31 protein-coding genes are annotated in these 26,793 nt (G+C 40.9%); 15 read left to right on the top strand and 16 right to left on the bottom strand.

The window, feature by feature from the left end; all coding sequences use genetic code 11:
• The first annotated feature begins 148 nt into the window (after positions 1-148).
• On the top strand, positions 149-1,840 hold the full coding sequence (locus BP74_RS03280) for an FAD-dependent oxidoreductase (protein ID WP_496371042.1): 1,692 nt from the start codon (positions 149-151) through the stop codon (positions 1,838-1,840).
• Positions 1,841-1,902: 62 nt separating this feature from the next.
• On the opposite strand, the gene BP74_RS03275 is transcribed toward BP74_RS03280, so the two are convergent.
• From BP74_RS03275 to BP74_RS03255, 5 genes are all read right to left on the bottom strand, one after another.
• Entirely contained in the window at positions 1,903-3,372 is a 1,470-nt protein-coding gene (locus tag BP74_RS03275; protein WP_496371040.1) for a tetratricopeptide repeat protein, read from the bottom strand.
• Between the two features lie 176 nt (positions 3,373-3,548).
• On the bottom strand, positions 3,549-4,625 hold the full coding sequence (locus BP74_RS03270) for a methyltransferase (protein ID WP_496371038.1): 1,077 nt from the start codon (positions 4,623-4,625) through the stop codon (positions 3,549-3,551).
• Between the two features lie 197 nt (positions 4,626-4,822).
• Positions 4,823-5,872, bottom strand: coding sequence for a S41 family peptidase (locus tag BP74_RS03265; RefSeq protein WP_496371036.1), 1,050 nt, complete (start codon positions 5,870-5,872; stop codon positions 4,823-4,825).
• A gap of 115 nt (positions 5,873-5,987) precedes the next feature.
• The gene (locus BP74_RS03260; RefSeq protein WP_496371034.1) at positions 5,988-6,443 is read right to left on the bottom strand and encodes a DUF5990 family protein; all 456 of its coding nucleotides are present in this window, start codon (positions 6,441-6,443) and stop codon (positions 5,988-5,990) included.
• A complete protein-coding gene (locus tag BP74_RS03255) occupies positions 6,440-7,204 on the bottom strand; it encodes an SDR family NAD(P)-dependent oxidoreductase (protein ID WP_496371032.1) in 765 nt (254 codons plus the stop codon). Before BP74_RS03255 ends, BP74_RS03260 begins: the two co-directional genes overlap by 4 nt.
• A 342-nt stretch (positions 7,205-7,546) precedes the next feature.
• On the opposite strand from BP74_RS03255, the gene rbp reads away from it, so the two are divergent.
• The gene (gene rbp / locus BP74_RS03250) at positions 7,547-7,867 is read left to right on the top strand and encodes an RNA-binding regulator (protein ID WP_496371030.1); all 321 of its coding nucleotides are present in this window, start codon (positions 7,547-7,549) and stop codon (positions 7,865-7,867) included.
• A 130-nt stretch (positions 7,868-7,997) separates the two neighbouring features.
• Entirely contained in the window at positions 7,998-8,447 is a 450-nt protein-coding gene (locus BP74_RS03245) for a cold-shock protein (protein ID WP_496371028.1), read from the top strand.
• A gap of 13 nt (positions 8,448-8,460) precedes the next feature.
• Here the strand turns inward: BP74_RS03245 and BP74_RS03240 are convergent, their stop codons facing one another.
• The 3 genes from BP74_RS03240 to BP74_RS03230 all read right to left on the bottom strand — a co-directional run bounded on the left by BP74_RS03240 (position 8,461) and on the right by BP74_RS03230 (position 10,253).
• Positions 8,461-9,327, bottom strand: a complete 867-nt coding sequence (locus BP74_RS03240; RefSeq protein ID WP_496371026.1) for a sigma-70 family RNA polymerase sigma factor — start codon at positions 9,325-9,327, stop codon at positions 8,461-8,463.
• A 128-nt stretch (positions 9,328-9,455) separates the two neighbouring features.
• The gene (locus BP74_RS03235) at positions 9,456-9,764 is read right to left on the bottom strand and encodes an RNA recognition motif domain-containing protein (protein ID WP_496371024.1); all 309 of its coding nucleotides are present in this window, start codon (positions 9,762-9,764) and stop codon (positions 9,456-9,458) included.
• Between the two features lie 228 nt (positions 9,765-9,992).
• Entirely contained in the window at positions 9,993-10,253 is a 261-nt protein-coding gene (locus BP74_RS03230; protein WP_496371022.1) for an RNA recognition motif domain-containing protein, read from the bottom strand.
• Positions 10,254-10,482: 229 nt separating this feature from the next.
• On the opposite strand from BP74_RS03230, the gene BP74_RS03225 reads away from it, so the two are divergent.
• From BP74_RS03225 to BP74_RS03195, 7 genes are all read left to right on the top strand, one after another.
• A complete protein-coding gene (locus BP74_RS03225; RefSeq protein ID WP_496371020.1) occupies positions 10,483-10,761 on the top strand; it encodes an RNA recognition motif domain-containing protein in 279 nt (92 codons plus the stop codon).
• Positions 10,758-11,072, top strand: a complete 315-nt coding sequence (locus BP74_RS03220; RefSeq protein WP_496371018.1) for a hypothetical protein — start codon at positions 10,758-10,760, stop codon at positions 11,070-11,072. The genes BP74_RS03225 and BP74_RS03220 overlap by 4 nt, the downstream gene beginning before the upstream one ends.
• Positions 11,073-11,208: 136 nt before the next feature.
• Entirely contained in the window at positions 11,209-12,285 is a 1,077-nt protein-coding gene (locus BP74_RS03215; RefSeq protein WP_496371016.1) for a fatty acid desaturase family protein, read from the top strand.
• Positions 12,286-12,428: 143 nt separating this feature from the next.
• Positions 12,429-13,181 (top strand): hypothetical protein, encoded by a 753-nt coding sequence (locus BP74_RS03210; RefSeq protein WP_496371014.1) that lies wholly within the window; start codon positions 12,429-12,431, stop codon positions 13,179-13,181.
• A gap of 116 nt (positions 13,182-13,297) precedes the next feature.
• A complete protein-coding gene (locus tag BP74_RS03205) occupies positions 13,298-13,513 on the top strand; it encodes a hypothetical protein (protein WP_496371012.1) in 216 nt (71 codons plus the stop codon).
• A gap of 171 nt (positions 13,514-13,684) precedes the next feature.
• The gene (locus BP74_RS03200; protein ID WP_496371010.1) at positions 13,685-14,476 is read left to right on the top strand and encodes a HipA family kinase; all 792 of its coding nucleotides are present in this window, start codon (positions 13,685-13,687) and stop codon (positions 14,474-14,476) included.
• Complete coding sequence (locus tag BP74_RS03195) at positions 14,454-14,873, top strand: DUF3037 domain-containing protein (protein WP_496371008.1); 420 nt, start codon at positions 14,454-14,456, stop codon at positions 14,871-14,873. The genes BP74_RS03200 and BP74_RS03195 overlap by 23 nt, the downstream gene beginning before the upstream one ends.
• Positions 14,874-14,876: 3 nt before the next feature.
• Here the strand turns inward: BP74_RS03195 and BP74_RS03190 are convergent, their stop codons facing one another.
• From BP74_RS03190 to BP74_RS03180, 3 genes are all read right to left on the bottom strand, one after another.
• Positions 14,877-15,854 (bottom strand): carboxylesterase family protein, encoded by a 978-nt coding sequence (locus tag BP74_RS03190; protein ID WP_496371006.1) that lies wholly within the window; start codon positions 15,852-15,854, stop codon positions 14,877-14,879.
• Positions 15,855-15,946: 92 nt separating this feature from the next.
• Entirely contained in the window at positions 15,947-16,894 is a 948-nt protein-coding gene (locus tag BP74_RS03185; RefSeq protein WP_496371004.1) for an ABC transporter permease, read from the bottom strand.
• The gene (locus tag BP74_RS03180) at positions 16,815-18,392 is read right to left on the bottom strand and encodes an ABC transporter permease (RefSeq protein ID WP_496371002.1); all 1,578 of its coding nucleotides are present in this window, start codon (positions 18,390-18,392) and stop codon (positions 16,815-16,817) included. The genes BP74_RS03185 and BP74_RS03180 overlap by 80 nt, the downstream gene beginning before the upstream one ends.
• A gap of 147 nt (positions 18,393-18,539) precedes the next feature.
• Here BP74_RS03180 and BP74_RS03175 point away from each other — a divergent pair, with 147 nt between their 5' ends.
• From BP74_RS03175 to BP74_RS03160, 4 genes are all read left to right on the top strand, one after another.
• On the top strand, positions 18,540-19,520 hold the full coding sequence (locus tag BP74_RS03175) for a PKD domain-containing protein (protein WP_496371000.1): 981 nt from the start codon (positions 18,540-18,542) through the stop codon (positions 19,518-19,520).
• A 157-nt stretch (positions 19,521-19,677) separates the two neighbouring features.
• Entirely contained in the window at positions 19,678-20,052 is a 375-nt protein-coding gene (locus BP74_RS03170) for a response regulator (RefSeq protein WP_496370998.1), read from the top strand.
• 130 nt (positions 20,053-20,182) lie between these two features.
• Positions 20,183-20,944 (top strand): ZIP family metal transporter, encoded by a 762-nt coding sequence (locus BP74_RS03165; protein ID WP_496370996.1) that lies wholly within the window; start codon positions 20,183-20,185, stop codon positions 20,942-20,944.
• Between the two features lie 57 nt (positions 20,945-21,001).
• Positions 21,002-21,247 carry a hypothetical protein gene (locus tag BP74_RS03160; RefSeq protein ID WP_496370994.1) on the top strand — a complete coding sequence of 82 codons (246 nt, stop codon included), beginning with the start codon at positions 21,002-21,004 and terminating at the stop codon, positions 21,245-21,247.
• Between the two features lie 30 nt (positions 21,248-21,277).
• On the opposite strand, the gene BP74_RS03155 is transcribed toward BP74_RS03160, so the two are convergent.
• On the bottom strand, positions 21,278-22,474 hold the full coding sequence (locus tag BP74_RS03155) for an NAD(P)-dependent malic enzyme (protein ID WP_496370992.1): 1,197 nt from the start codon (positions 22,472-22,474) through the stop codon (positions 21,278-21,280).
• Positions 22,475-22,619: 145 nt separating this feature from the next.
• The gene (locus BP74_RS03150) at positions 22,620-23,315 is read right to left on the bottom strand and encodes a DUF4397 domain-containing protein (RefSeq protein ID WP_496370990.1); all 696 of its coding nucleotides are present in this window, start codon (positions 23,313-23,315) and stop codon (positions 22,620-22,622) included.
• Positions 23,316-23,590: 275 nt separating this feature from the next.
• Between BP74_RS03150 and BP74_RS03145 the strand changes: the two genes are divergently transcribed.
• On the top strand, positions 23,591-24,061 hold the full coding sequence (locus BP74_RS03145; protein ID WP_496370988.1) for a TspO/MBR family protein: 471 nt from the start codon (positions 23,591-23,593) through the stop codon (positions 24,059-24,061).
• Positions 24,062-24,072: 11 nt separating this feature from the next.
• Here the strand turns inward: BP74_RS03145 and BP74_RS03140 are convergent, their stop codons facing one another.
• From BP74_RS03140 to BP74_RS03130, 3 genes are all read right to left on the bottom strand, one after another.
• A complete protein-coding gene (locus tag BP74_RS03140; protein WP_496370986.1) occupies positions 24,073-24,783 on the bottom strand; it encodes a DUF8737 domain-containing protein in 711 nt (236 codons plus the stop codon).
• Between the two features lie 102 nt (positions 24,784-24,885).
• The gene (locus tag BP74_RS03135) at positions 24,886-25,482 is read right to left on the bottom strand and encodes a Crp/Fnr family transcriptional regulator (protein ID WP_496370984.1); all 597 of its coding nucleotides are present in this window, start codon (positions 25,480-25,482) and stop codon (positions 24,886-24,888) included.
• 52 nt (positions 25,483-25,534) lie between these two features.
• On the bottom strand, positions 25,535-26,779 hold the full coding sequence (locus BP74_RS03130) for an MFS transporter (RefSeq protein WP_496370982.1): 1,245 nt from the start codon (positions 26,777-26,779) through the stop codon (positions 25,535-25,537).
• Between the last annotated feature and the right edge of the window lie 14 nt (positions 26,780-26,793).

Here is a 26,793-nt window from a genome sequence, read left to right as displayed (position 1 = left end):
TGATTTAAAGGATCTTATAGTTTATTCATTGCATCCAGGGTCTTATTATAAAGTATAGAGTAATGGAAAGGGAATTTTCATACTTGTGACCTAAGTCATGGCACGGGTATTTTAAAGGATCCACCTTTGTATCAAATAGAATTGGACCATGAAATATGTAATAATTGGTGCAGTGGCAGGGGGTGCCAGTACGGCAGCCAGGCTTAGGCGAATGGATGAACAAGCTGATATCATACTCTTTGAAAAAGGGGGATATGTGTCATATGCAAATTGCGGCTTGCCGTATTATATCGGTGAAGTGATCAACGACCGCGATCTGCTCTTTGTTCAGACTGTTGCCAGCTTTAACCAGCGTTTCAATATTGAAGTAAGGATCTTTTCAGAAGTTAAAAGCATAGATACTACCCAAAAATTGATTACCGTAACCAACCTTAAAACGGGTGAAACTTATTCAGAGAGTTATGACAAACTGGTACTATCGCCCGGTGCGGAACCTATACGACCGCCACTTCCAGGCATAGACATGGATGGCATCTTCACCTTACGATCTGTTCCTGATATGGACCGTATCAAGGAATTTGCTAAAAGGAAAAGGTTGGGGCATGCCGTTATTATTGGTGGAGGTTTTATTGGCCTGGAAATGGCCGAGAACCTGCACCACCTGGGAATGAAAGTCAGCATTGTTGAAATGGGCAACCAGGTGCTGGCGCCATTGGATTTTGCTTTGGCAGCAATTGTGCAACAGCATATACGGTCCAAAGGCCTTGATTTAAAATTGTCCTCTACCGTCACCGGGTTTGACAAATTAGTGAAAGGCATCCGTGTGAACCTGAAAGATGCGGAGCCCGTTATTGCCGACGTGGTTATTCTTTCCATTGGTGTGCGTCCTGATACAAGGCTGGCCCAGGCGGCCGGGCTTGAACTGGGAGCTTCAAAAGGTATCAAGGTCAATGAATACCTTCAAACCTCTGACCCAAATATTTACGCTGTTGGCGATGCCATCGAATTTCCAAACCCGCTAACAGGCAGGTCTATGAGCACCTACCTGGCAGGACCTGCTAATAAACAGGGCCGCATCTGTGCCAACAACCTGGTGCTGGGCAATGTTCAGAAATACCCTGGTTCCATCAATACGGCCATTGTAAAAGTCTTCGATATGACCGTGGGCACCGCTGGAATGGCATCCAAACACCTGCAAGCGGCTGGCATAGCTCATTTGGTTTCAACCACTTATAGTGGTTCACATGCCGGGTATTATCCAGGTTCAAAGCAAATGAGTATTCAGCTTTGTTTTGCTCCGGGCAGCGGTCAATTATTGGGTGCTCAGGTAGCCGGTTTCAAAGGTGTTGATAAAAGACTGGACCTTTTGGCTTCTGCTATTAAGCGGGAAAGCAGTATTCATGAATTGACAGAATTTGAACATGCCTATGCTCCACCATTTTCATCAGCCAAGGACCCGGTAAACATTGCCGGCTTTGTAGCAGAGAATATCCTGTTAGGTCAATTGTCCTTATTTTACTGGAATGAGGTTGAAGTTATAAAAGACAAAGGAATTTTAATTGATGTGCGTAGCCGGGAAGAATATAATAAAGCACATATTCCAGGAGCTGTTTCATTTCCTATCGATGAATTGAGAAGCCATTTGGAAGAATTACGTCAATACCCCGAAATCAATTTGTATTGCCAGGTAGGACTAAGAGGATACCTGGCCTATCGTATATTGAAACAAAGCGGGTTCGAAAAAGTAAAAAATCTATCGGGTGGATTCACTACCTGGCAGGCCTGTCATAATGAGCTCATGATCGGTGAGAAAGAAAAACTTGCCCTGGCAATGGCCTGAACCGCGTAATAGAAAATTAAAAAAGGCCTTCCTGTACGGAAGGCCTTTTTTAATAAGTATGCTTATAACCTATTTTTTACATCATTGCGCACCAGGGCGAAACCGATTTCATTGAAATTGTAATTGGCAATCTCCCGGTATATGGCTTTTGCCTTATCTTTTTTCCCCGCAGCTTCATAGGAGCGTGCCAGCCAGTAACGATCATAAACGTCCAGCGGGTTGGTCTTTGTAAAATGTTCTGCAGCCTTTTTGTAGTCTTTTTGATAATAGCTGATATGGCCTAATAATTCTTCGTAGCCTTCCAGTTTGCGTGAATTTTGAATGGGCTCCAAAAGGTTTTTCATTTCTGCAGCCTTGGCCATTGCGTTCATCAAATCCTTATCCAGGGTTTTTATCATTCCTTTCCAGTAGATGATATTGGACTTCTGGTTAATTTTTCCTTCATTGGTGCCAATACTGTTACCCATCGCCTCGGAAACCGGTTCCAGCATATTGACAATGGATTGCAGTTTATCGGCCTGGCCGGTGTGAAATGCTATTTGTGCGGCTGTGCTTAACAGTTGAAATTTATTAACCATGTCCCTGTTGGCATCTACCATTTCACCGGTTCTTTGGGCTTCATCCATCAAAACCTGTAATGCCTTTTCGGGTTGATCCTGGTATAAATAAGTGAAAGAAATATCCTGTATGGCAAGAACAGGTGATACGTCCAAAGAGCCAGCCTGCTGGTAGTCTGCTCTTGCTTTTTCAAATTCCCCTAAAAAAGTTTGGGCATGACCTCTTTTATAAAGAGCTGTTGGAGATTCAGGATCATTCATCACAGCTTTTGAATAAGCTTCATAGGACTTTTTTAAATCATTCTGTGCCCTGTAAGTATCTCCCAATAAAATAAAAGATCCTGAACTTTCCGGCGCCAGTTCTGTAAGCTTTGCAGCATTGGCTTCGGCCTGTTTAAAGTTTTTGGGATCCTGGAATAAAAAGGAATTACTCAATGCACTATATGCGGCTGTCCATTTGGGATCTATAGTTATTGCTTTTTGAAAATTGAGACGGGCATGGGCAAAATCATTGTTTTCAACATAGGCATTTCCCAACATAAGATAGGAACGGGGAACATCAGGAAATTTAGAGACCATTTTCTGAGCAGCTTCCAGGCGTTTATTCAGGTTATCATTTAAAAAAGTTTCATTATAATCATAATACATCTTTTCCCAATCGCTGGCATTAGCCAGGTTTTCTTTTGCCAGGTCTAAATACTTTACAAACTCACCGGGAGAGGTGGCCTGGTCAGCTAGTAACAGGTAGCCCATCGTCAATTTGGGATCCTGCTTGATGGCTTTTTCAAAATGCTCACGCGCCTTTTTGTTCTCATTGAGGTCATAGTATTTCATTCCCTGCTGCAAAGATGAAAGAGCTTCGTTGGAAGAACTGGTGAAAGTAATACCCGAGATCTTGTTTTGCTGGCTATAGCTTGTGCTCACAAAAGACACTATTGCCAGGGCAGTTACGATAAAACTGAAGATTGATTTCATACATTTTGGTTTTGAGTGACAAAAATTGAATCCAGGGTGGATACACGAAATGTACTTCAGTAGGGAAGGTTTTGAAACCAGTGAATGTGCACGGGTTTATGTACGGTGTTCAATTTCGGCAACCTGATAGTGCCAAACGGGGATACGGTTATAACTACTTCAATTTGTTATTGATTTTATTTAAAAGCTATTGCCGCACTGGTAGGGCCAGCCAATGGTAATAATTCCGTTCGTGTGAAGCCGGCTTTCGTTGTCCATTTTGTAAAATCATCCATGGTATAATCAAAAGCATCACCGTTTTCTATCAGCATGTTCAGGCTCATTAACAGGCCGAAAGTATTCTGCTTTCTTTCGCTATCGATGATATTTTCCACTGTCATGAACACACCACCTTCAGGTAATGTCCTGTACACTTTATCAACCAATTCCTGTTTCTTGTCTTCATTCAGGCCATGAAGGATATTGCCCATGACGATAATATCAGCCTGTGGCAGTTCGTCCTTAAAGAAATCACCACCCATGAATTGAATACGGTCTTTCAGTCCATATGCTTCAATCTTCTTTTTAGCCAGGGGTGCTATTTCAGGAAGGTCAAACGTAGTGCATTGAATATCGGTATGGTGTAGACAAACCTGTATGCTTAGCCATCCGTCAGCACCACCGACATCAAGCAACCTTGCATATTTGTCAAAATTGAATTTGTTGGAGAGAGCGATGAAGTTGCCTGTTTGTATGCCGCTCATGGCATTCATAAACTCCTGCAGCTTTTGAGGATCCTGGTATAGTTTGGCAAAGAAATCCATGTTGCCATGCGGGTCATCCTTACTCTCGTTTTGTTGCTGGCCGGTCAGCAGGGCTTCTTCCAGGTTCGTCCAGTGTTTGTACAACCTGTTATTGGCCATTTCAAGAATGCCACCCATATACCCGGGTTTTTTCTTGTCAAGGAAAAAATCACTGTCTTCGGCATTTGAATAAACAGCAGTATCCAGCAAGCCTTTTCGTTCAAGAAAGCCAAGAGATACAAGTGTGTCCAGCCAGTCGTATATATGCCGGGTGGAAGCCTGTAAAGAAAGCTTTTCTTTGATCGCGGTTGCGGGTAGGGGCTCACTTCCTAAAATGGTGAATAATTCAAAACGCATGGCTGTCAACAGGGCCTTGGAAGCCCAAAAGCCCATGCCAACCTGCATGATTTTTGAAGGATTTAATTGTGCTGTTGCACGCGACGTTTTTTCGGCAGTAAGTTCAGTATTCATAAATGAAGGTTTAAGGGTTAGAGATACTGAAAAAGGTCCTTATAAAGTTAGAGCATATTTATACCACCTGTATCTAATATTCCAGACTATAGTATTGATGAGGTGTTTATAATTGACAGAATATAATAGCTCTTGTATAGAATTGGAAATACTCTTTCAAATCCGATGAATATAATAGCATTTACCCCCCTCAGGTTCTATTGTTGTTTCTTCCCTGCAACAGTTTTACTGCCTTGCAGTTTTAACCATTGTAAAGCAGCCTGTATCTTTTTGTCTTTTACAAGATCAATGAAATTATCACCACCTGGCACAGGGATGGAAGGTGTAACTTCCCCCATGTATATTTTGCCTGCCTTATCCCGGGTAAATGATTCACCTATTACGATGCCATTGTCAGTTCCGGGTAAAAGAAATCCATTATTTCCTGTTGTATATCCTGCGGTATTTTCACCCATTAAAATAGTATTCTTTCTCATGGACAGGATGATGGCTAACTGCTCGCCCGAACTTCCGGTTGCCGGGCCGGTCAATACCACAAGAGGTAACCTGGTAAGATCACCACAGTTTTTTTGCAATTTCACCACGATAGTATCAAGTAAAGTGATTTGTTGCCCTTTTATCACCAGTTCACCTTCTTTTTCTCCCAGGCTGTTAACCGATTCAGTGTACGTTCCATCTCCCAGCACATTTACAATCCCAATGATCATGGGAAATACATTGCCGCCTCCATTCAGCCGAAGGTCTATAACCAATCCCCTGGTGGAAGACGAAACCACTTTGCACAGTGAGTCCTGTACCTGTTGTGCAAACCTGTTCATCTTTTCTTTGGTTTGCCCGTTTGTAAAAGGTATGGCGAGATAGGCGAAATACTTTTCTAAAACAGCGCTTTTTATAGGGGCCCTCACGATGGCCTTCATAGTTTGTTCATTGATCCTGCTGTTATCTCTTTTTAAAAATGGATTGAAATATTGTACGCCATTTAATTCCAGCCAACCATGTTTATCCTGCAAGAGATTAAAGGCAAATTGAATGGAAGGTGCTGCCTCGGCATAGCTTGTGGCCCTGGCAGATAATTTATGGACACTGTCACGTATAGTTTCCCAATTGAGAGGCGGAGAAAATACAGACCTGTGTTGCATAATATTTAAAGCGCTGTCCACAAATATGCGGACACTATCATTGGTTTGGGCTCCGGATGCAATGGCAAGCTGTAATAACAGGAATGATAGAAGAAACTTTTGTCTCATAGCAGTTTTTACTAAAATAGAAATATAAGAATTTTCCCTGTAAGCGTCTGTCATTAACTGTTATGATCAATGCATGTATTGTTTAACATCGGGATTGAAAAGGTTCTGTTTACAACTAAGCTTTAAGGTTGGATCTTTTCCAGCCATCAAAATTTTTTACAGAACCACAGGCAGGTCCTCCATCTTTGCCAATGGCATTGATGGTACACTGAAAAATACTACCAGGCGGCAGGTTGGAAGGCTCACCCCCTGTATGCAAATAACCTGATAAAGGTATTTTCAACCGCCTGCTCCATTCGCTGTCATGCTGGCCTGCAGCAATTCCAATGTCTATATAAATAAAACGCACACCCGGGGGACCCTGGACAAAAGGGCCTGAAAAATCAATATGACCATTTTGATCTTTTTTGATCCTGATGTCACATTCCATTTGAATGGAATTCCCATTTCCTCTTTGTCGTTGAACCGTTTCATATAAAGAACCACTGCCTTTTTGAAGACCAAAATCTACACCCACGGGCGTGGCATTTAATATTACCTGCAGGGTGATCTCTGACAGTGAGTTGATCATGAGTTGATGCCTCCACTTACCTCTATTCTTTGTCCATTGATCCACCGGCCATCTTCCGAACATAAAAATGCTACAACACCACCAATGTCTTCTGAAGTACCTACACGACCCAGTGGAGTCAAAGAGCTTAACATGCCTTTCATATTGGGATTGTTGCGTATAGCTGCATTGTTAAAATCAGTCTCTATGGGACCTGGGGCCACCACGTTGGCTGCAATGCCTTTTGATCCCAATTCTTTAGCCAGGTATCTTGTAAATACTTCAATGGCTCCCTTCATAGATGCATAGACAGAATAACCGGGATTGCTGAACCGGGTGGTACCAGATGATATGTTAATGATTCTTCCGCCTGGATTGATCAGGGGTACACATTTCTGCGTTAAGAAATAAACACCTTTGAAATGTACATTCATGAACTCGTCAAACAAGTCTTCTGTTACCTGTTCAAAAGGCACTGTAGCTCCCATCCCTGCATTGTTGACCAGGAAGTCAAATGTGTTGTTTTGCCATACTGATTGAAGTGTTCCTTTCACCGAATCCACAAATTGTCCCAATTGGGCAAAATTGCTCATATCAAGATGCAATGACGCAGCTTTTCTTCCCATTTCCTGTACGCTTGCCGCTACGTTGCTGGCTTCTTCTTCGTTTGTGCGCCAGGTGATGATCACATCTATTCCTTTCCTGGCAAGGCTTAAAGCCATTTCTTTTCCCAATCCGCGGCTTCCTCCGGTCACCAGGGCTATTTTTGGAGTTCCTGTCATATTTCTGAATTAATAAGTAAAGGTGCGATTATAAAGAGAAAACCGGAGTAAACCCATCAGCAGGAATGTTTCAATCGTTTCCAGGCGGTCAGGCATCGGCGGTGTAAATGTTTGAATGTATCTCTACGACGCTGCCTGGTGTCCTTTGTGCATCAACGTTTTGATCCATGAATGTTTACTTTATGAATCACTTAGCTTTAATACTGGGAATTAAAAGCTATCTTTACCATGTTAATTTGAGCCTCGCATTAGTAATCGTTAATTATACTGCTCCATCTGCATCTTAGTTAGTCCCTTACTTGTTGCCTTCCTCAGATCATTTTTAATAATTAAACATCAAGTATGAACATTTATGTTTCAAACTTAGGCTTCAACATACAGGATGAAGACCTAAAAGGATTTTTCACACCTTATGGAGAAGTAACTTCTGCCAAAGTCATCAATGACAAGTTCACAGGCAAATCAAGAGGATTTGGTTTCGTGGAAATGTCTGACGACGCTGCTGCCAAAACAGCTATTGCTGAATTGGATAATGGCGAAGTAGAAGGCAGAACCATAAAAGTTATGGAAGCAAAGCCAAGGGAAGACAGGCCAGCGCGCAGCGGTGGTGGTGGAAGCCCTTTCAGAAATGACAATGGCGGCGGTTATAAAAAAAAGTGGTAAGATTTTTTATATAAAAGCCTCCTGATGGGGGCTTTTTATTTATGAAAACCAACAAATACACAATTCATTCACTAATTAAATAATGGGAGTCGAAAAGAGCGGTTCTCAATTTTTAACTTAAACAAGATATATGGCGAAATCAAAAGAAACATTTGGTAAAAAAGAAAAAGAAAAAAAACGTTTAAAGCTGCGGCAGGAGAAGAAAGAGAAGATGGAGGAAAGGAAAGCCAATGCTGGTAAAAAATCTTTGGATGATATGATGGCCTATATTGATGAAGACGGCAACATATCCAATACACCCCCCGATCCAAAGAAAAAGAAAGTGTTCAACCTGGAAGACATGCAAATAGGTGTTCCCAAATACCAGGCTGAAGAAGAAGATCCCATCAGGACAGGTGTGGTTAGTTTTTTCAACGAATCAAAAGGATTTGGATTTATCAACGATTCCAAAACAGGGGAGCGGGTATTTATCCACGTAAACCAATTGACAGAAGCGATCTATGAACAGGACAAGGTAACATTTGAAGTAGAAAATGGACCTAAAGGACTGAATGCCATTAACGTGAAAAAAAGCGTTTAAATGGCTATTGGTATTAATTACCAAGAAAACTTCTTAATAGATCGGCTTTTTTCGGAGCTCTCAATTTGTTGAGGGCTTTATTTTTTATCTGGCGCACTCTTTCAGCTGTTAAGGAATATTTTCCTCCTATTTCATTGAGGCTGTAAGGGTGCGAGGTGCCAATGCCAAAGAAAAAGCATATTACTTCTTTTTCAATTTTACTTAAGCTTTGTAAGGAACGTTCAATTTCTATGCTTAGCGAATCATGGTGTGCTACCAGGTTGTCTGTAGCTATGCCAGTGTTTTCAATTTTGTCCATCATGGTACCATCTTCACCATCAACAAGAGGACTGTCAAGACTGGCATGGTAAGAAGTTGACTCAATGGTCAATTTTACTTCGTTGATATTTACATCCAGCAGGCCTGCTATTTCTTCCACAGATGGTGATCTTTCCAGGTCTTGCTCCAATATGGAAATAGCTTTTTGCATTCGGATGGAAAGAGTCATTTTGTTCATGGGTAAATGAACGATCCGTCCCTGTTCCAGGATAGCCTGGATTATTGATTGACGTATCCACCACACTGCATAGGAAATGAATTTGAATCCGCGTGATTCATCAAAGCGGCGGGCAGCTTTGATAAGACCAATATTTCCTTCATTGATCACATCGGAAAGCGAAAGACCCCGAAACTGGTATTGTTTGGCAACTGAAACCACAAAGCGAAGGTTGGCCTTTGTAAGAATTTCGAGGGCAGCCTCATCGCCATTCTGAATCCTCCTGGCCAGGCTCACTTCCTCTTCAGCAGAGATCATGTCCAATTTGCTTATCTCCTGTAAATACTTTTCTAAACTTGCCGTATCCCGGTTCGTTATGGATTGTGTGATCTTTAACTGGCGCATGGTTCTTAAGAGTTTTGGTTCCCTAACACTGAAAATGAAGGGTTATAAACAGCGAACCCAGGACTATGTATTTTGTGGAGCTTGTATGCCAGTTTTTTTACAGGCTAAGCAGTGCTGATGAAGAACCCCTAATTCTTTTTGAACCGGTACATATTAACAGCCCCGTTGCCTACTTTGTAAGAACCTTTGCGAACATCTTTTGGTTCAGCCTGTTGCACTGTGATCTTCTGTCCGCTCACTTCTGTTTCATTAAGGGCTTTTATTGCTTGCTGGGCTTCATCATCATTAGGCATTTCAACATAACCAAAACCACGTGATTTTTCTGTAAAAGCATCTATGGAAATTTCTGCTGAAGCAACTTCACCATGCGGAACAAAAAGATTTTTGAGGTCTGCATCCTTCCACTGGGTATCTAAATTGGAAATATAAATGTTCATAATGTGGTCTTATTAAGAGTGAAATAAAATTTGAGAATGCGGCAAGGAGTAGAGAAAAGAAAATGAAGGGGATCCAATACTGATGCTTTGCGCTCAAACAATTAGTGCGTAAAGATACGTTATTAAATATGGATAAATGCTACTAATTGAATAGATTAACGGTTTCGCAGTGTTTGAAAGACAGCGAAACAAATGTGAGAAGAAATTTGCTGATTAAAATAGGAAATGCTAATTATTGAATTCGCCGGCCCTGTATTCAATTTCTTTTACACAAATGGACATGCCATCTATCTTCATATTGTGCAGTGCTAGGACCGCCTGCTGGGCCTGTGAAGCATGGGGCATTTCGATGAAAGCAATTCCTAAAGACCTTCCTTTTTTTGTATCTCTTGCAATTACAACAAAGCCCACTAAACCATAGGCAGAGAATAACTTTTTCAGATCCTCAGCTATGACACTTTGGCTAAGATTCGTTACATGAATATCCATTGTTGTATACAATTGAAAACTAATCTTCGATAGAAAGGATCAGGATAGTATGTAATGAAGGTATTCTATATATATCGGCAGTTCTGTTAAAACAATAGCAACTGTATTGTGAAATTTATAGGCTATCTTTAAAGAGTACCGTTTTTGAGCATTGCAATCTAGTTCATGATCATTTTTCTTCCAGATCTGCTTTTACCTTGCTACACTCAATTGCATCTCAATCCATATTATGAATATCCAGGTAAGTAATCTGAATCTGAATCTTATCGAATCTGACCTGCAGCGACTGTTTACTCCTTATGGAGAGATAGGATCTATCAATATCATCAGGGATAAATTGAATAACCGCTCAAGGGGAAAAGCATTAATAGATATGCCTGTAAATATGGAAGCCAGGCAGGCCATCATTAGTTTGCATGGAAAACTGTTTGCAGGTAAAACAATAAACGTGGTTGAAATTCCAAACGATAAAGATGAGGGGATCACCTCAGCGACATTATTATTATGACATTAACTGATCCGCATAGAAAGAGATTAGAAGAAATCAGGAAAGAAGTAAGCCTCATTGGCAGTAAGGAAAGCTCTTTTCTCAAGGTCGAATTGTTATTTTATGAAGCATTGTCCATAGCAAGGGAATATGGCAACGAAGCCAGGGAAAATCCTTTGCTGGAAGATCTTAAAAAAGTGCAGGACTCAGTATATGAAAAGGCCAATGAATTGTATAAAAAAAGTAGCCAGCGCGAATTAAGTATTCGTCGTTTCATTGTACAGTTCAAAAAAGTTTTGTCCTTTAAAAAGATACTTGAGTTGCACAGTTAGGTTATACTTTAATGTTAGAAAACCCTACACGCTCTCCTAATATTTGTATAAAGCAGTTATACTTAACATTCCGTATGCCCTTTTATACCTATCTTACAGGTACAATAAAAATATTAAGTATTAACGCCTAGTTCCTATGAATAAAGTCTCTTTCAATAATTCCAACAATGTTTTCTTTCAGTCTCTTAAGCTCTCAGTAGAAGATTACTTCAAAACTCACGATCTCAAAAAAACAGGTAATTGGCGTCTTTATTCAAAATCATTGATTTTAATTCCTGCCGCAATAGGGTTATATATTAGTCTCATGGCATTTCATGTGCCCACTGTTGTTGCATTGGTTCTATGTGCGCTTTTAGGACTGACGCTTTCTAGCATTGGCTTCAATGTGATGCATGATGCCTGCCATGGTAGTTATTCCAGTAAAAAATGGCTGAACAGTATACTGGGACTTTCTTTAAATGCTATTGGCGGAAATGCTTTTTTCTGGAAACAGAAGCATAATGTCCTTCACCATACCTATACCAATATTGCAGGCGCCGATGATGATATAGCACAAAGCAAATTATTACGTCAAAGTCCTGCACAGGAATGGAAACCTATTCACCGTTACCAGCATATTTACGTTACTGTTGCTTATGCACTGACATTATTCATGTGGGTAGGTGTAAGGGATTTTGAAAAATATTTCACTAAGAAAATACACAATACGCCATTGCAACCCATGAGTGTTAAAGAGCATATTACATTTTGGGTAAGTAAGGCTTTATACCTGGTTTTTTATGTATTGATCCCGATTCTTTGCGTAGGACCATTTGCCTGGTTGATAGGATACCTGACCATGGGCATTGTTACCGGGGTTGTCATCTCTTATGTTTTCCAGTTGGCGCATGCAGTGGAAGGTCCTGAATTTGATTCTGTAGGAATTGATGACAAGATGATAGAAACTGAATGGGCTGTGCACCAGATAAAGACCACGGCGAATTTCGCTCCCCATAATAAATTCATTTCATGGGCCGTTGGTGGATTAAACTTCCAGATTGAACATCATTTATTTCCCCGTGTCAGCCATATACATTATCCCGCACTAAGCAAGATCGTAAAGGCTCATTGCCAGAAATTCCAGCTTCCTTATCATTCTTTTCCTACTGTTAGCCTGGCCATTGGCTCCCATTTGAGGACAATGAAGCACCTTGGTCAAAAACATGTGCAGTAATCAGCACATGTAAACAATACCAATTTTTTAATTCTATTCTTCTTCATGGCAGGGTTCAATCCATGACAGGAAATATGCAGTTGATGGCAATCCCAGGCCTTTTTTTGTTGTAGGTCGTTAGCTTAGTTATCAAATAGGTAATTATGTCTTTCAGGATGAGCTGGCAATATGTACTGGCATTTTTTAGCCTGAATATGTTATGTGGTGAACTCCACGAGCAGGCACATATTACTACAGGCTATTTCATTTGTGGCTGTTATGGTGCCCGGGACTTTAGTGTATGGTCAACCTGTGATAACTGTTCCCATTCAGATTGGAGTTACCTGGCCACCCTTGCAGGACCTGTCTTTTCTTTTATCCTGATGTGGCTGGGCGCCATATGGGTTAGCAGAAGCTCAAATATTTCAAAGAGAGCATTGGGTTTTTCCATGGTATTTGCCAACCTCCCGTTTGCGCGCCTGTTTACAGCATTAATGGGTGGTGGAGATGAAAAGGTGGTACTACAACATTTGCCCGCCATGCATCTTACCTCTATATATCCAAAAATTGCTGCTGTTTTGATTGTAGGATTATTGGCCATACCACCGGTAGTTTGGGTATACAAAAATCTTGTCCAAAAATTGCGGGGATGGATTATAGCGGCTTTTTTAGTAGTACCTCTTATTTATGGAATGCTTTACCACCATATGTTCCTCAACTACCTTTTACATGAAGGGATAAGAGCAGGTATAACCATAATGGGTACTCCTGATATTATAATTATACATACACTGGTAATGTTTTTAATGGTATTGTTATTCAGGAAAGCTTTAACCAATGCCTTTGCTTCAACTACTTTAGGCTCTGAGTCTGCCCGGGCAGGAGGTGAAATTGCAACAGGCATGGCCTTACAATGAAATGAGCCATTGAGAATACATGATTCTGAATACCCGGCTCATCATTGATTCCAGGGTATTAATTCTTTTTTCGGCTAAGCAGAACAGGTACCTTTGAGATGGCTAAAATAATGAACATGGATAATTATCAATTAAAACTGGAAGCCCCCTGGCCTGAGGTCAAAGAAATGCTCAAGGAAGTGAATATGGAATTGACTGATGAAGACCTGGAATTGCAACCCGGTGGTGAAAAAGAATTATTGGAACGGTTATCCGGGAAAATGAACAAAAGCGTTCGGGAGGTTAAAGCATGGATTGAAAGTGTTTCTTTTAACAAGGGCATTGCTGGGTAGTCCATCGGTTTATTTGAAACTGAATGCTTTTATTTATTGGATCATCACGTATGCATCTTCTATATGCGTACTATTCAACTTCAATATCAAATCTGCTTTATTGTTTATAAGCACATTTGATTTTTTTACTAATTTCCCTCTTCCTGTCTTTGCAGAAAGCTAATAATATTCATGGTAAATAATTCGGTCATAAGAGCAGTAGATGTAACCCGTTATGTTACACCTTTGCGGGAAGGTGGATCTCTGCCTGCAATAGTGGAAGCAGATGATGGTTTTTTGTACGTGTTGAAGTTTAGAGGTGCGGGGCAGGGAATTAAGGCATTGATAGCGGAACTGCTTGGTGGTGAAATAGCCAGAACCCTGGGCTTCAGCGTGCCTGAGATCGTATATGCTAACGTAGATCCTGCATTTGGAAGGACAGAGCCCGATGAAGAGATCCAGGACCTGCTAAAGTTCAGTGAAGGATTGAACCTTGGATTGCACTACCTGTCGGGAGCAATAACTTTTGACCCAGGTGTGAACAAACCAGATTCCCTCCTGGCTTCAAAGATCGTTTGGCTGGATTGCCTGATCACGAACGTAGACCGTACTGTAAGGAATACCAATATGCTGATGTGGAAAAAGGAATTATGGCTGATAGATCATGGGGCTTCTTTTTATTTTCACCATTCATGGGACAACTGGAAGCAACAGGCACAAAAGCCATTCGTGCAGGTGAAAGATCATGTGATGTTACCATGGGCCTCAAGACTTGAAGAAGTGAATGCACTGTTCCTGCAGCTGTTAACACCAGAAAAAATTAAGACTATTGTTAGCTTTATCCCTGCAGAATGGTTGGTATTTGATTCTCTGCCGGATGCTGAAGCAAACAGGAAAGTGTACGAAGAATTTTTACTGACCCGGTTAATGCATTCTGCAATATTTTTAAATGAAGCACAACATGCAAGAAAAGCAATTGTTTGAATATGCCGTGATCCGGGTTGTGCCGAGAGTGGAGCGCGAGGAATTTTTAAACGTAGGCATCATTCTCTATTCAAGGGATGCCAAATTCCTGCAGACTATTTTTGCACTGGATGCGCATAGGCTGAAAGCTTTAAATCCCTCTCTTGATATTGATGATATTGAACACCACCTGCGGGCATTTGAATTGATATCCCAAGGTGACAGTGGTGGCGGGCCAATAGCAAAAATGGATCTGGCTTCACGTTTCAGGTGGCTGACAGCTACCCGTAGCACCATTGTACAAACTTCCAAAGTGCACCCGGGGTTTTGTGGAAATCCGGGTGAAGCAATCAAAAAACTATTTGAACAATTGGTGTTGGTTCCAACAGATAGTGCCAATGTAGCAGGCTTTTCCTGATCATTATTTGATCTTTTGGTATAATAGTTTTCTATCTCCCAGGAATAAGAATGATACCGTACCCGATTTGTTTCGCTGGAATCGTATGTCCATGGGTTTTAAAGCATCAATAAAGAATAAATTATCACCTGCCGGTTTCAAAGGTACCGTGTCTTTGCCCGGCCTTGCTATGAGCGTTCCTTTTTCAAAAACCATGGTTACAGTGTCTTTATCGGGACCTACATATTTCCCTGTATATGATCTCAAAATCGTTGGCTTCACAGGCACCTCCTTATAAGCATATTTTGTCTTAGACAGTAGCCAGGTATATAAAGAGTCATTACTATAGCTTGCATCCCAACTGTTATGATTCGCATTAGGGTATACAGTGAATTTTACATTCGGATTCAGTTCCTTTGCGGCCTTCACCATATTTTCACTGGCTGCAAGGGGTACTACATTGTCCTTTGCACCATGGAAACACCATATGGGAATATTGCGCAATTTCCAGGCAGTAGAGGCATCACCGCCGCCGCATATGGGGGCAATGGCTGCAAATTCTTCCGGATGCTTCATCGCAAGCTCCCAGGTACCATATCCACCCATACTTAAACCCGTCAGGTAGACTTTATCACTATTGACCCTGTATTCTTTTTTAAGGTATTGCTCCAACCGGTATAGCGTTTCAGCATCCCAGCCTGCTTCAGGACCTGCCTGAGGCGATACCAGGATGAAAGGAAATTTTTTGCCCTCGTCTACCAATTTTGGCGGGCCATTCTTTTTTACTTTTCCAAGGTCATTACCTCTTTCACCACTTCCGTGCAGGAAGATGACCAGGGGCCAACTGGCGGTGGTATCTTTTTCATAACCTTCAGGTAGTGCTAATAAATAATTGATCTGCTGGGTAAATTGTTGTGCTGTTTGTTGAGCGTTTATTCTTCGACTAATAATAATCGATAGTGTCAACAGCAGGATGATCTTGTGAAATGAAGCGCTAGTCACGTTTTTTATTTATCATAGAAAGATAATTTAATTCCAACTATTTTATTTGAATGCTCAATTTAAATAAATCTATAAGTTTCAAAACTATCCTATTATTCTGTTCTTAAATTCTGAACAGGATTTGTCAGGGCAACTTTTACAGCCTGTATACTTATAGTCAAAAGGGCTATCAAAAAAGCAAGGACCCATCCCATTATAATGATCCAAATAGTAAATGGTGCTTTATACGCAAAATCCTGTAACCATTTATGAGTAAAAAACCAGGCAAGAGGTGAAGCCACCAAAAAAGAAATGGAAACCAGTTTTAAAAAGTCTTTTGATAATAGGGTTACAATGCCAATGGTACTTGCTCCTAACACTTTTCGAATCCCTATCTCTTTTATTCTTTGTTCAACGCTGAATGTTGTCAATCCAAATAATCCCAGGCAAGAAATAAATATGGCAATGATGGTAAAATATCGAATGATAGCTGCCATGCGCTCTTCAGATATGTAATTCTTCTGGAAATCCTCATCAAGGAAGCTATACTCAAATGGTTCGTTAGGATTCAAGCCTGACCATACTGCTGATATTCTTTGTAATGCATTTTGTATAGTTCCTGTTTCGGCATGCGCTATCAGGTAATTGAAATCATGACCTGGGTTTAATAAAAATCCATAGGGCTTTATCACGGAATGTAATCCCTCGAAATTGAAATTTTTGACTATGCCTACAATTGTATACCTGTCTTCCCTGTTACCACGCATGGCCGCTATTTCTTTACCTGGCGCTTCTTCCGGCAATGTAAAACCAAAATCCCTGGCCGCCTGCTCATTCAATATGATCCTGTTAGCTGTGTCACCCGGAAACTCCCTGGAAAATAACCTTCCGGCTACCAGGTGCACTCCAAGCGTTTGTAAATAACTTGTATCAACCCAATTAATAAAAACATCCCTGGTCTGGTTGGGAGAATTACCTTTTTTATACAGCAGCCAGTCCGTAACATTTTTTACACCTGGGTAGTACAACGATCCTCCCGCGCTGGAAATAAATGAATTCATTGCCAATGCATTTTTTAAAGAAGGATAGATATTTTTTGATGCAGATGTGCGGAGGAATGACAATTTGCAAGTCCTTGTCAAATCCCAGGTCTTTTGTCCGTAAATATTTCATTTGATTGCCTATAGTTATAGATGCAACTATCAGGGTAACAGCTATTACAAATTGGAACACAACTAGTACTTTACGGAATGAAACCGCGCCCAGCGAATTACTGAATTTTCCTTTCAATACTTTTACCGGTTTAAATGCTGCTAAATAAAATGCCGGGTATATACCTGCCAGTAACCCAACCAGTATTGTTATGAATATTAGTCCAGGGAATAAGTAAATAGATTGCAATGTTGTAATCTGAAATTCATTTCCGGTGGCATTTTCAAAAAAGGGTAACAATAATCCTGCGAAACAAAGGGAGACAAGGAATGAGAATATAGAAAGTAAAATGGCTTCCCAAAGAAATTGAAATATCAAGGATTTTTTCTCAGCCCCCAGCACTTTTCGAACTCCTATTTCAATGGCCCTTTTTGAAGAACGCGCTGTTGAAAGATTCATGAAGTTTACACATGCTATTAATAGTATGACGATAGCAATAGAAATCAGTATAAACAAGTAGGCAATATTGCCTCCCGCAGATACATTGCCTTCTGTTGCATGTAAATGAATATCTTTTACCGGCACCAGGAAATGTTTTACTGAACGTCCGGAACTTTTAAGTTCAGCTCCTGCATATTTGTCCATGAAGTTTTTTAACTTTTTTTCCAGCTGGTTGGGGTTTGTGCCAGGCTTTAACAGCAAATAAGTAAAGAACATATTATTGTCCACCAGGTTACTGCCCATAGAATTGATCCACTCACCCATGCTGCCTCCCTTTAAGCTCATTATAAAACGGGCGTCGATATGAGAAGGAGTTGCTATGGATTGGAATACACCAGTTATTTTTAAATTATACTCGCCATTCGTATTGCTGTTGATATGAATCACTTTTTTCAGTGCAGGTTCATTACCAAAAAGCTTTTTGGCAATTTCATCCGATAACACCACCGTATTGGGTTCGTTCAGTGCGGTTGAAGAATTGCCTTCCTTGAACTTGTAAGTGAATAATCTAAAAAAAGTTGAGTCTGCAAAAAACCCTTTAGTCTCATACAATGACTTGGTTTCTTTTCCTGATTGATATTGTACTAAGGTCTTGTCATCCTGGAATGCATCAATCAGTCTGGTGGTTGATTCTATTTCAGGAAATTCCAATTGAAGGGCTGGTGCCATTGGTGCCGGTGTATGGCCTGTGGTATATTCTTTTCCATCACTTGCTGAGATGGCGTCAAGTTGAAACAGCCGTGAACCCAGGTTTTGGTAAGAATCATAGCTAAACTCCCTGATTACATAAATAGATATGAGAAGACAACTGGTAAGGCCAATGGAAAGACCAAAAATATTTATAAAGGAAAACACCTTGTTTTTTAACAGGGTTCTAAAAGCAAGTTTGAAATATGTTTTGAGCATTTTATCCGTTTTGATTAAAATGGAATAAAAGGTAAAAAGAAATACGACGACTTTCGTGCCGCTCATCACAATAGGATGTGCCCTCCCAAAAGGGTTGGCTTATTCACTATGTCAATTTATCCTAACTTGCTATAGCTGTCAGCTAAAATGAAAGCGATTCACTTTTTAACCTTCTGCATTGCTGGTTTTTGGATGATTTCCTGCCAGAAAGAATACTCATGTGAAAATTGCATAGAAAACAATAACCGGTTACCAATACCAAGAGCAGGTGTTGACCAGTTCATCCAGTATCCAGTCGATAGTTTGGTATTAGATGGCTCTGCCTCTATAGATCCTGATGGACAAATCACTGCCTACGCCTGGAGTGTAATCTCAGGTCCTTCTCTATACCAGTTTTCAGATTCTCTTTCTGTTAGAAGTGTATTGAGAAATCTCGTTCCCGGTTCTTACCAGGTACAGTTAACGGTTACCGATAATAATGGTGCACAGGCAAAGGATACACTTGAGGTAAGGGTATTGGTGGTGCAATCACCTGGAAGTATTCCGCCTGTAGCTATTGCCGGAAGCGACCAGAGTTTTTTATTGCCCGCAGATACCGCCATACTTGATGGTAGTTCTTCCTTTGACACTGATGGAAGGATCGTTTCCTATGAATGGAAACAACTGGATGGACCGGCACCGGCCCATATAGTAGACATCAATAATGTGCATACCCTTGTTACGAACCTGAAAGAAGGTACTTATCATTTCGTATTAATAGTGACGGATAATAGTGGACTGTCTGCGGCTGACACAGTTCAATGCACCTTGCTTCCACCTGTTGCTCCCAGCGGGGGCTTTACATTCAACCTGTTTTGGACCTGCAAAGACCGTTGTGATGACAATGATGTATTTGTCACCATCCTGCCGGGATTTAATCTTTTTACAGATCCTAACATTCCAATGGAAGTTGTTGTGCAGGATAACAATGTATGGGTGCCTGTTTTGCCCTATAAAAATCCATTGCCTTCCGGCTCAAAGTATTACTACCAGGTTAGTCAAAGAACATTATTTGTTTACAGGGCGCCCCTTACAGGTGCCAGCAGTTTTATAGGAAAACCCGTTCTTGTTAAAGTAAGATTTATTTGAACCTCATCGCACCTGTAAAGTCAATTCCCCAAAAAAATATTTGGAACGGTTTTTTATTATATACTGATAAGGCTGCTTATTTAAGTTGGAAATAGCCATAGCTTGCCACCCAATACTGCCTGTAAAACAATATTAATAATTAATAAAAAGTTAGATCATGTCAAAGACTGCTATTGCCAAAAAGAAGGTGCTTATTATTGAAGATGAGGGCGACATGTGCTTATTGTTGAATATTTTACTCAATGGAAAGGACATGGAGCTGGACCACGTACAAAATCTTTCCCGGGCTGAAGCATACCTGAAAGAAGAAAAACCTTCTGTTGTTATCCTTGATAATAAACTACCCGATGGTTTTGGAATTGATTTTATCAGCACCATTAAAAAGAATTATCCTGATATCAAGATCATTATGATCTCGGGGTTTGATTCTTCAGCTAAAGATGTAGCGATTGAAAATGGAGCTGACATCTTCCTTGAAAAGCCTTTTACAAGGGATCAACTCTATAAGTCTATTATGGAATTAACTAATTAAAAGTATTTCCGCACCCTTAACCATTATTTCTAGAAACCGGGCATAAATCCCGGTTTCTGCATTTATACCATAGCTTGATCATTTTAGCTTTTAAATAAGGCATTAGTATTGTTGCACCAACGTAAAAATTATGCTCCTGATGTTACCATTATGGCTAAAGGCGAGTTTGTGGGGATTCCTTTCTGGTTCCGCACTGGTCATTGGCGCTGCAACAGGGTACATGGCAGATTTGCCTAAAAAGATCATTGCTTATGTAATGGCTTTTGGAAGTGGAGTATTGATATCTGCTCTTGCTTTTGATCTGATGGATGAAGCGTTTCAAAGAGGAGGTTTTGCTGCAACTGCTATTGGTTTTATTTCAGGAGCATTAATTTATTCTATTGCCAATTACCTGGTTAATAAAAAAGGTGCAATGCACCGCAAACGCTCAGGAACACAACAGCCTGCGGAATCTACACATCCTGGTAGTGGACTGGCAATAGCAATAGGGGCTCTGATTGATGGGATACCTGAGTCCATCGCTATTGGTGTAAGTATGATAGCAGGTGGGGCTGTTAGTACAGCTGCTGTTATCGCTATATTTCTTTCCAATCTGCCTGAAGGAATGTCAAGTTCCGCAGGTATGAAAAAAGCAGGTAGATCAGGTAAATACATTTTTACAGTATGGATAGCTATCGCTATCATTTCCGGAATTGCCTCCCTGGTGGGTTATTCCGTATTCCGCTTATTTTCCAAAGAAGTAATTTCTGCCACTGTCGCTGTAGCTGCGGGGGCTATTTTGACCATGCTTTCCAATACCATGATGCCGGAAGCTTTTGAAGAAGGACATAATTTCGTAGGCTTCATAACAGTGCTGGGTTTCCTCGCTGCATTCTTGTTAACTAAAATGTGATGACCTAACTAACCCTTTACATGGCCTTAACTTTGTATCCCATATATTAAAGCGGTTATGATAGAAAAACAAACCATCAGGGACAGGGACGTGTGGCTAAAGGTAGATCCTTATAAAGTGCAGCGTTCCAACCCGGAAATCATACCAACAGAATATTTTACAGTGAGCTTTTTTATTAATGAACCTGCAGGGGAAGCCGACAGGGGAGAGTTTATCAAAGATGAAGAAGGCAATATCAAATTATTTGAATCGCCCGTTGCGGCTTTAAGCTATGCACGCAAATCAATTGAGCAACAGACTTAGCCCTTATTATTACTCAAAAACTATTTATACTCATACAACAAGCATCGCTTCCTGGTATTCTTTCCATGCGTCGCTGACTGCAACTGCCACCTTATCTGCTACCGTCAGATCGAGAATGCAGGGAATGATCTTGTCTTTTGTTGGGTTTTCCACGCATGCAGCAATAGCATAGGCTGCTGCCATTTTCATTCCCGGGGTAATTGAGGTTGCTTTTGCATTCAGTGCACCCCTGAACAGGCCAGGGAAGGCCAACACATTATTTACCTGGTTGGGGAGGTCGCTTCTGCCTGTACCGAAAATAGCAGCACCACCCTTAAAAGCTTCCTCAGGTGTTATTTCAGGAGTAGGGTTAGCGCAGGCAAAGATGATCGGATCCGTGGCCATCGTATGCACTTCGCTTTCATGAAGCATACCAGGTCCGCTAACACCTATAAATACGTCCGCATTTTCCAAAGCATCTTTCAGGGTTCCGGAAATATCATCATTATTAGTATAATCAAGCAGGCCAATCTTTACCTTATTAAGGTCCTTTCTTCCACTATGAATGATACCTTTTGTATCACAAACAATAACATCTCTTACAGGTGTGCATTCAATAGTGTCATCATATCCAATTCCCTTAAGCATCTTTGTGATGGCAATTCCAGCTGCGCCTGCTCCATTGATCACTACTTTCAGTTCCGATAAATTCTTACCAACAACTTTACACGCATTGATAAGTCCAGCCAATACAACGATGGCTGTTCCATGCTGGTCATCATGAAAAACAGGTATGCCCAGGTCCTGAAGCCGCTCTTCTATTTCAAAACAGCGCGGAGAAGAAATATCTTCCAGGTTGATGCCTCCAAAAACAGGAGCTATTCTTCTTATGGTTTCAATGATCTCTTCTGTGTCCTGTGTATCCAGGCAAATAGGGAATGCATTGACGCCCCCGAATTTCTTGAACAACATGGCCTTGCCTTCCATTACGGGAATAGCAGCCAAGGCCCCAAGGTTTCCAATTCCCAGGATGGCTGAACCGTCAGAGACTATGGCTATCGTATTGCCTTTAAGCGTATAATCATATACAGTGGAAGGATCTTTGGAGATCTCTATACAGGGCTGCGCTACACCCGGGGAATATAAAAGTGAAAGATCTTCTTTGGTTTCTATATCAATTTTAATGGCTGTTTCAATTTTACCTTCCAGGCGCTTATGAAGGGCCAGTGATTGTTTATAGTATTCCATATAGGGTGTAAAGGTAGTATGGGCAATACCGGCAATCTATGACTTTGGTTATATGGATGGCAGATGACGGTCAGTATATAAATAAATCTCATATAGTACTATGCCCCGAACAAGGCAGGGCATAGTAGCTGGATAACAAGATTAATTAGTTATTTACTATGATCTGCGCACCCAATGCCTGCATACCAGTTCCACCTGCAAACCCTTTGGCAAAAACAGTGTAGATCTTCCCTGCAGTTAACATTACATTGGGAAGTGCTAATACAACCGTATTGGTTCCTGCCAGCCTAACCTCAAGGTTATAGGTACCTGCATCCAGTGGAGTGAAATTGGATAAGGAAGCGTTTGTAGCCTGGTCATTGAACTTCCTGTTTGAAAAAACTACCGGTCCTCCGGTTACAGCAATATCAACTGCGGGGGCATTCGGACTGAAATGAAAGAAACGAACATGTGCTTTTCCAGCTGCCGGTACTGTCAGATCATCCATAACAACCGCCGGCTTGATCTTCGCAACTGAATCAATAGCAAACACTGAATAGTTCATATTGCTTTTCAAGTCTACTGTGGCATCTATGACATAATTTGTGGACCCGGTTGGCGACACTTTGAAATTGGTACTGCCGGCATTAATACTTGTATAGGTGCTATTGGCAGGATAGGCCACATTGGATAAAGCCACAGTGTTATTTACCCTTACATCCACAGCGGGTGCATTGGGGGAAGCATGCACCACCATCACGCGCGCCGTAGCAGGTGCCACTACATCATCTTCTTTTGAACAGGAGGTTATAAAACCTATTAATAATAGTAATGACAGGGAGTGCAACAGTATTCTTTTCATATGATTAATTTGTCAGGATAACAACACGGGACTAATAATTGTTGAAGGATTAGCGTGTTTTTTTTAATCAAAACAGAAGATTTAATTCCGTTTATATAATCTTGTTTATCGATTGATTTTATATTCCACGAAATGTATAAACAATCTACTTATGAAACATTTTGGGAGTAATTATCACTTGTTGAATCACGTAGTTTTGGTTCAGGTCTGCTCCATTAGCAGGCAGGACAGTGAACTATGCTTCATTTCCATTGCAATAAATTTATCGTCACGATATGAATAATACAGCCAAACTCATTATATCCATAGCCATTCCCCTGGTGGTGGCAGCAATTGCAGGTTATTTTACAGCCACAGGAACAGGTACCTGGTACAGGTCTATTAAAACACCATCATGGAACCCCCCAAATTGGGTTTTCGGCCCCGTATGGACTATACTGTATGTCCTTATGGGTATTGCGGTATTCCTGGTATGGAAAAATGGTAAGCCTGCAGATGAGAAAAGAATAGCATTGGTCTTCTTTGGATTACAATTATTTTTTAATTTCTGTTGGTCCTTTATTTTCTTCAACCAACACCAGATAGGACTGGCATTTATTGATATCGTATTACTTTGGATTTGTTTGCTGGCGACTATAATCCTCTTTTCCCCAATCAATAATACTGCTGCCTGGTTGCTGGTGCCCTATATATCATGGGTGAGTTTTGCCGGAATATTAAATTATACTATCTGGAAATTAAATTGATCGAGCTTGCTTTATGCGGCTAATGTTACCCTTGTTTGCTTTTTTAATTGTAATGACTTTACCAGTTGTCTAATTGCAGAAAGATGTGATAGAATAACAAGAGGAACTACTATCCCCGGCAACCATACAAATGGAAAATACAGAATGGCGATCAGTGGCTGATCAAAAGCCCATTGCTGCAAAGGAGTAGGTGCAGATAAAATAGCATTGATAACCGTAAATAGCAATATGGCCAGGCAAAGCAGGTTCCAGCCAAGAATGGCGGCTGAACTTAGCTTTGCTTTTTTATATCCAAAATAATAAACAAGGGGAGCGGAAAGGCCAGAAATAATATCCATATTCCTGCCATCAAAAGTCATTAACCCGGGGACTGCTTTATAAAGAAATAAGCCATATAATACTATTTCAACACCGATCCTGATTGTATGTAAAATGGTGAGTGTTGCTATGTCCAAACTATCAATAAAAGAACGGCCTTTTGGGGAAATGAACAGGGCCATAATGAGTAGAAGCGGAGGCAGGACCAGCAAAGCCAGTCTTGGAGGCATGCCAGCAGTTTTTGTAAAAAAGCCTGTGAGGCCGAGACCTGCTTCTACCAGGAGGAAACTTAGCATTATAACAAGAGCAATTGTTTGTTTGCCTGAAGTAAAATAGAATACACCGATAGTGCAAAATGTTATCAGTATAAAAAGGAGTGGCAGCAGGAAAGGTAAGTGTTGCATACATGAATATTTATACAACAAAGGAATTAAAACTCAAATTCAATTCTCTTGCCAAATGGCAAGATTTAACTGCTCCAATAAAAGTTAAAATAGTTATATACCCTAATTGATTTTTTTCATTCTTTCTTTCCGTATTCTGCTCAAGGAAGTATCGGTAACACCAAGATAGGAAGCAATATATTTCAGTGGGGCGTATTGAAATATCCCGGGTTTAGCAGTTAGTAATCCTGCATATCTTTCTTCTGCTGTTTCACTGATCATAGAGAGCATCCTGACTTTTAATCCGGCAAAGCCTTTTACCAGTATTGACCTTCCAAATTCCCTGAACTCAGGTATAGCATGAAAAATGTAATTTAATTTTTCATAGCTGATGCTCCATCCTTTGCAGCCTGTTAAGGCCTGGATATTTTCCCTTGAAGGTGTGCGGTTAAAATAAGAGGCAACTTCGAAGACAGGTTCTATGGCTTCATAAAATGCAGTAGTTACTTCCATTCCTGTAACATCATAAGTGTATGCGCGCATACACCCTTCCTCCAGTATAAGGTATTCATTATTTACCTGTCCTTCTTTTAACAATAGCTGGTTCTTATCAATTATTCTTTGGTTAAAAAATTCACCTATTTCTATTGCTTTTAAAGCATTGATGAATCCACTTTGTTCAAAGAATAGGTGCAGTTGCTTTTTGCCTTCGTCGCTCATGGTAAGATGCTTTTGCTAAAGTTAGAAAAGATAATAGCATCTTATTCCAGGTTCAGCTGTCCCTGTGAAGTTGTTTTTCCATGGACATTCTTTTAACTCTTTTTAAAGCGGGGATAAATAATAAGGCGATGACAACGCCTGCCAATCCTTCCAGGAAAACTGTTGCCTGGGCACTTCCCGCATGGGCTGACCAGCCTACCAATAAGCTTCCTATTGGCTGCATCCCCTGGAAAGCCATAACGTAATAACTGATAACTCTTCCGCGCATATGTTCATCCACATTCGTTTGCACATAGGTGTTGGTAGCAGCTATCTGGGCCAGCATGCCGCTCTCACCCACCAGTATAAAAAGGAGGGCAGCAAGCAGGGAATGACTATAGGCAAAAAACATCAGGGATACGGATAAAAGCATGCTTGATAAAACGATGATGCGCAACAGGCTTTTTCCAGGCTTTATTGTGGTCATATAAATAGCTCCCAAAAGAGCTCCCAAACCAGATATGCTGTTGAGCCAACTAAAGGTGGTGACGTTACCTTTAAAAATGGTTTGTGCAAACACCGGGAACAAATTGGAATAAGGCATTACGATGAGACTTGTCAACGCCATTAAACCAATTGCAGAACTGATGGCCCTATGTTTTTTCATGTAAATAAAACCTTCCACCAATCCTTTCCATATGGGTTCTGTGGGCTTTTTGCGTTCGCTCACCTTTATCTTCATCAAAAGGAGCGATAGAATGACGGCAATAAAGCTCAGGAAATTAACGAGGAAACAAACCCCTTCACCAAAGCTGCTCAGCAGGATACCTGCAAGTGCAGGTCCAATAAGCCGCGCCAGGGTCACCATAGAAGAATTCAGTGCAATGGCATTGGGGAGGTCGGTCTTATTTTCTACAAGCACAATCATGAGCGATTGCCGGGCAGGTGTATCAAAAGCGTTGATCACACCCAACAGCACACTCAAAAAAATAATGGCAGGAATATTATAAAAACCTGTCAATACGATAAGGGCTAGCAGGCCGGCCTGCACCATGGAGGTTATCTGTGTTACTAATAACGTACGATAACGGCTATGCCGGTCAACAAAGGCTCCGGCATAGGGTGATAATACCAACATCGGTATCTGCCCGGCAAAAGCAACAAGGCCGAGCATAAAAGCAGAATGCGTCACGGTATACACCAGCCAGTTCACAGCTATTCGTTGCATCCAGGTGCCTATCAATGAAATAGCCTGTCCTGAAAAATAAAGCCGGAAATTATAATAATGCAATGCTTTTAAGCCACCTGGTAATTTCATCTGAGACCTTTTAA

The organism is Flavisolibacter ginsengiterrae DSM 18136, from assembly GCF_059568575.1.
Note: the sequence above shows the minus strand (reverse complement) of the source record. Positions and strands in the feature narration are given on the sequence as shown.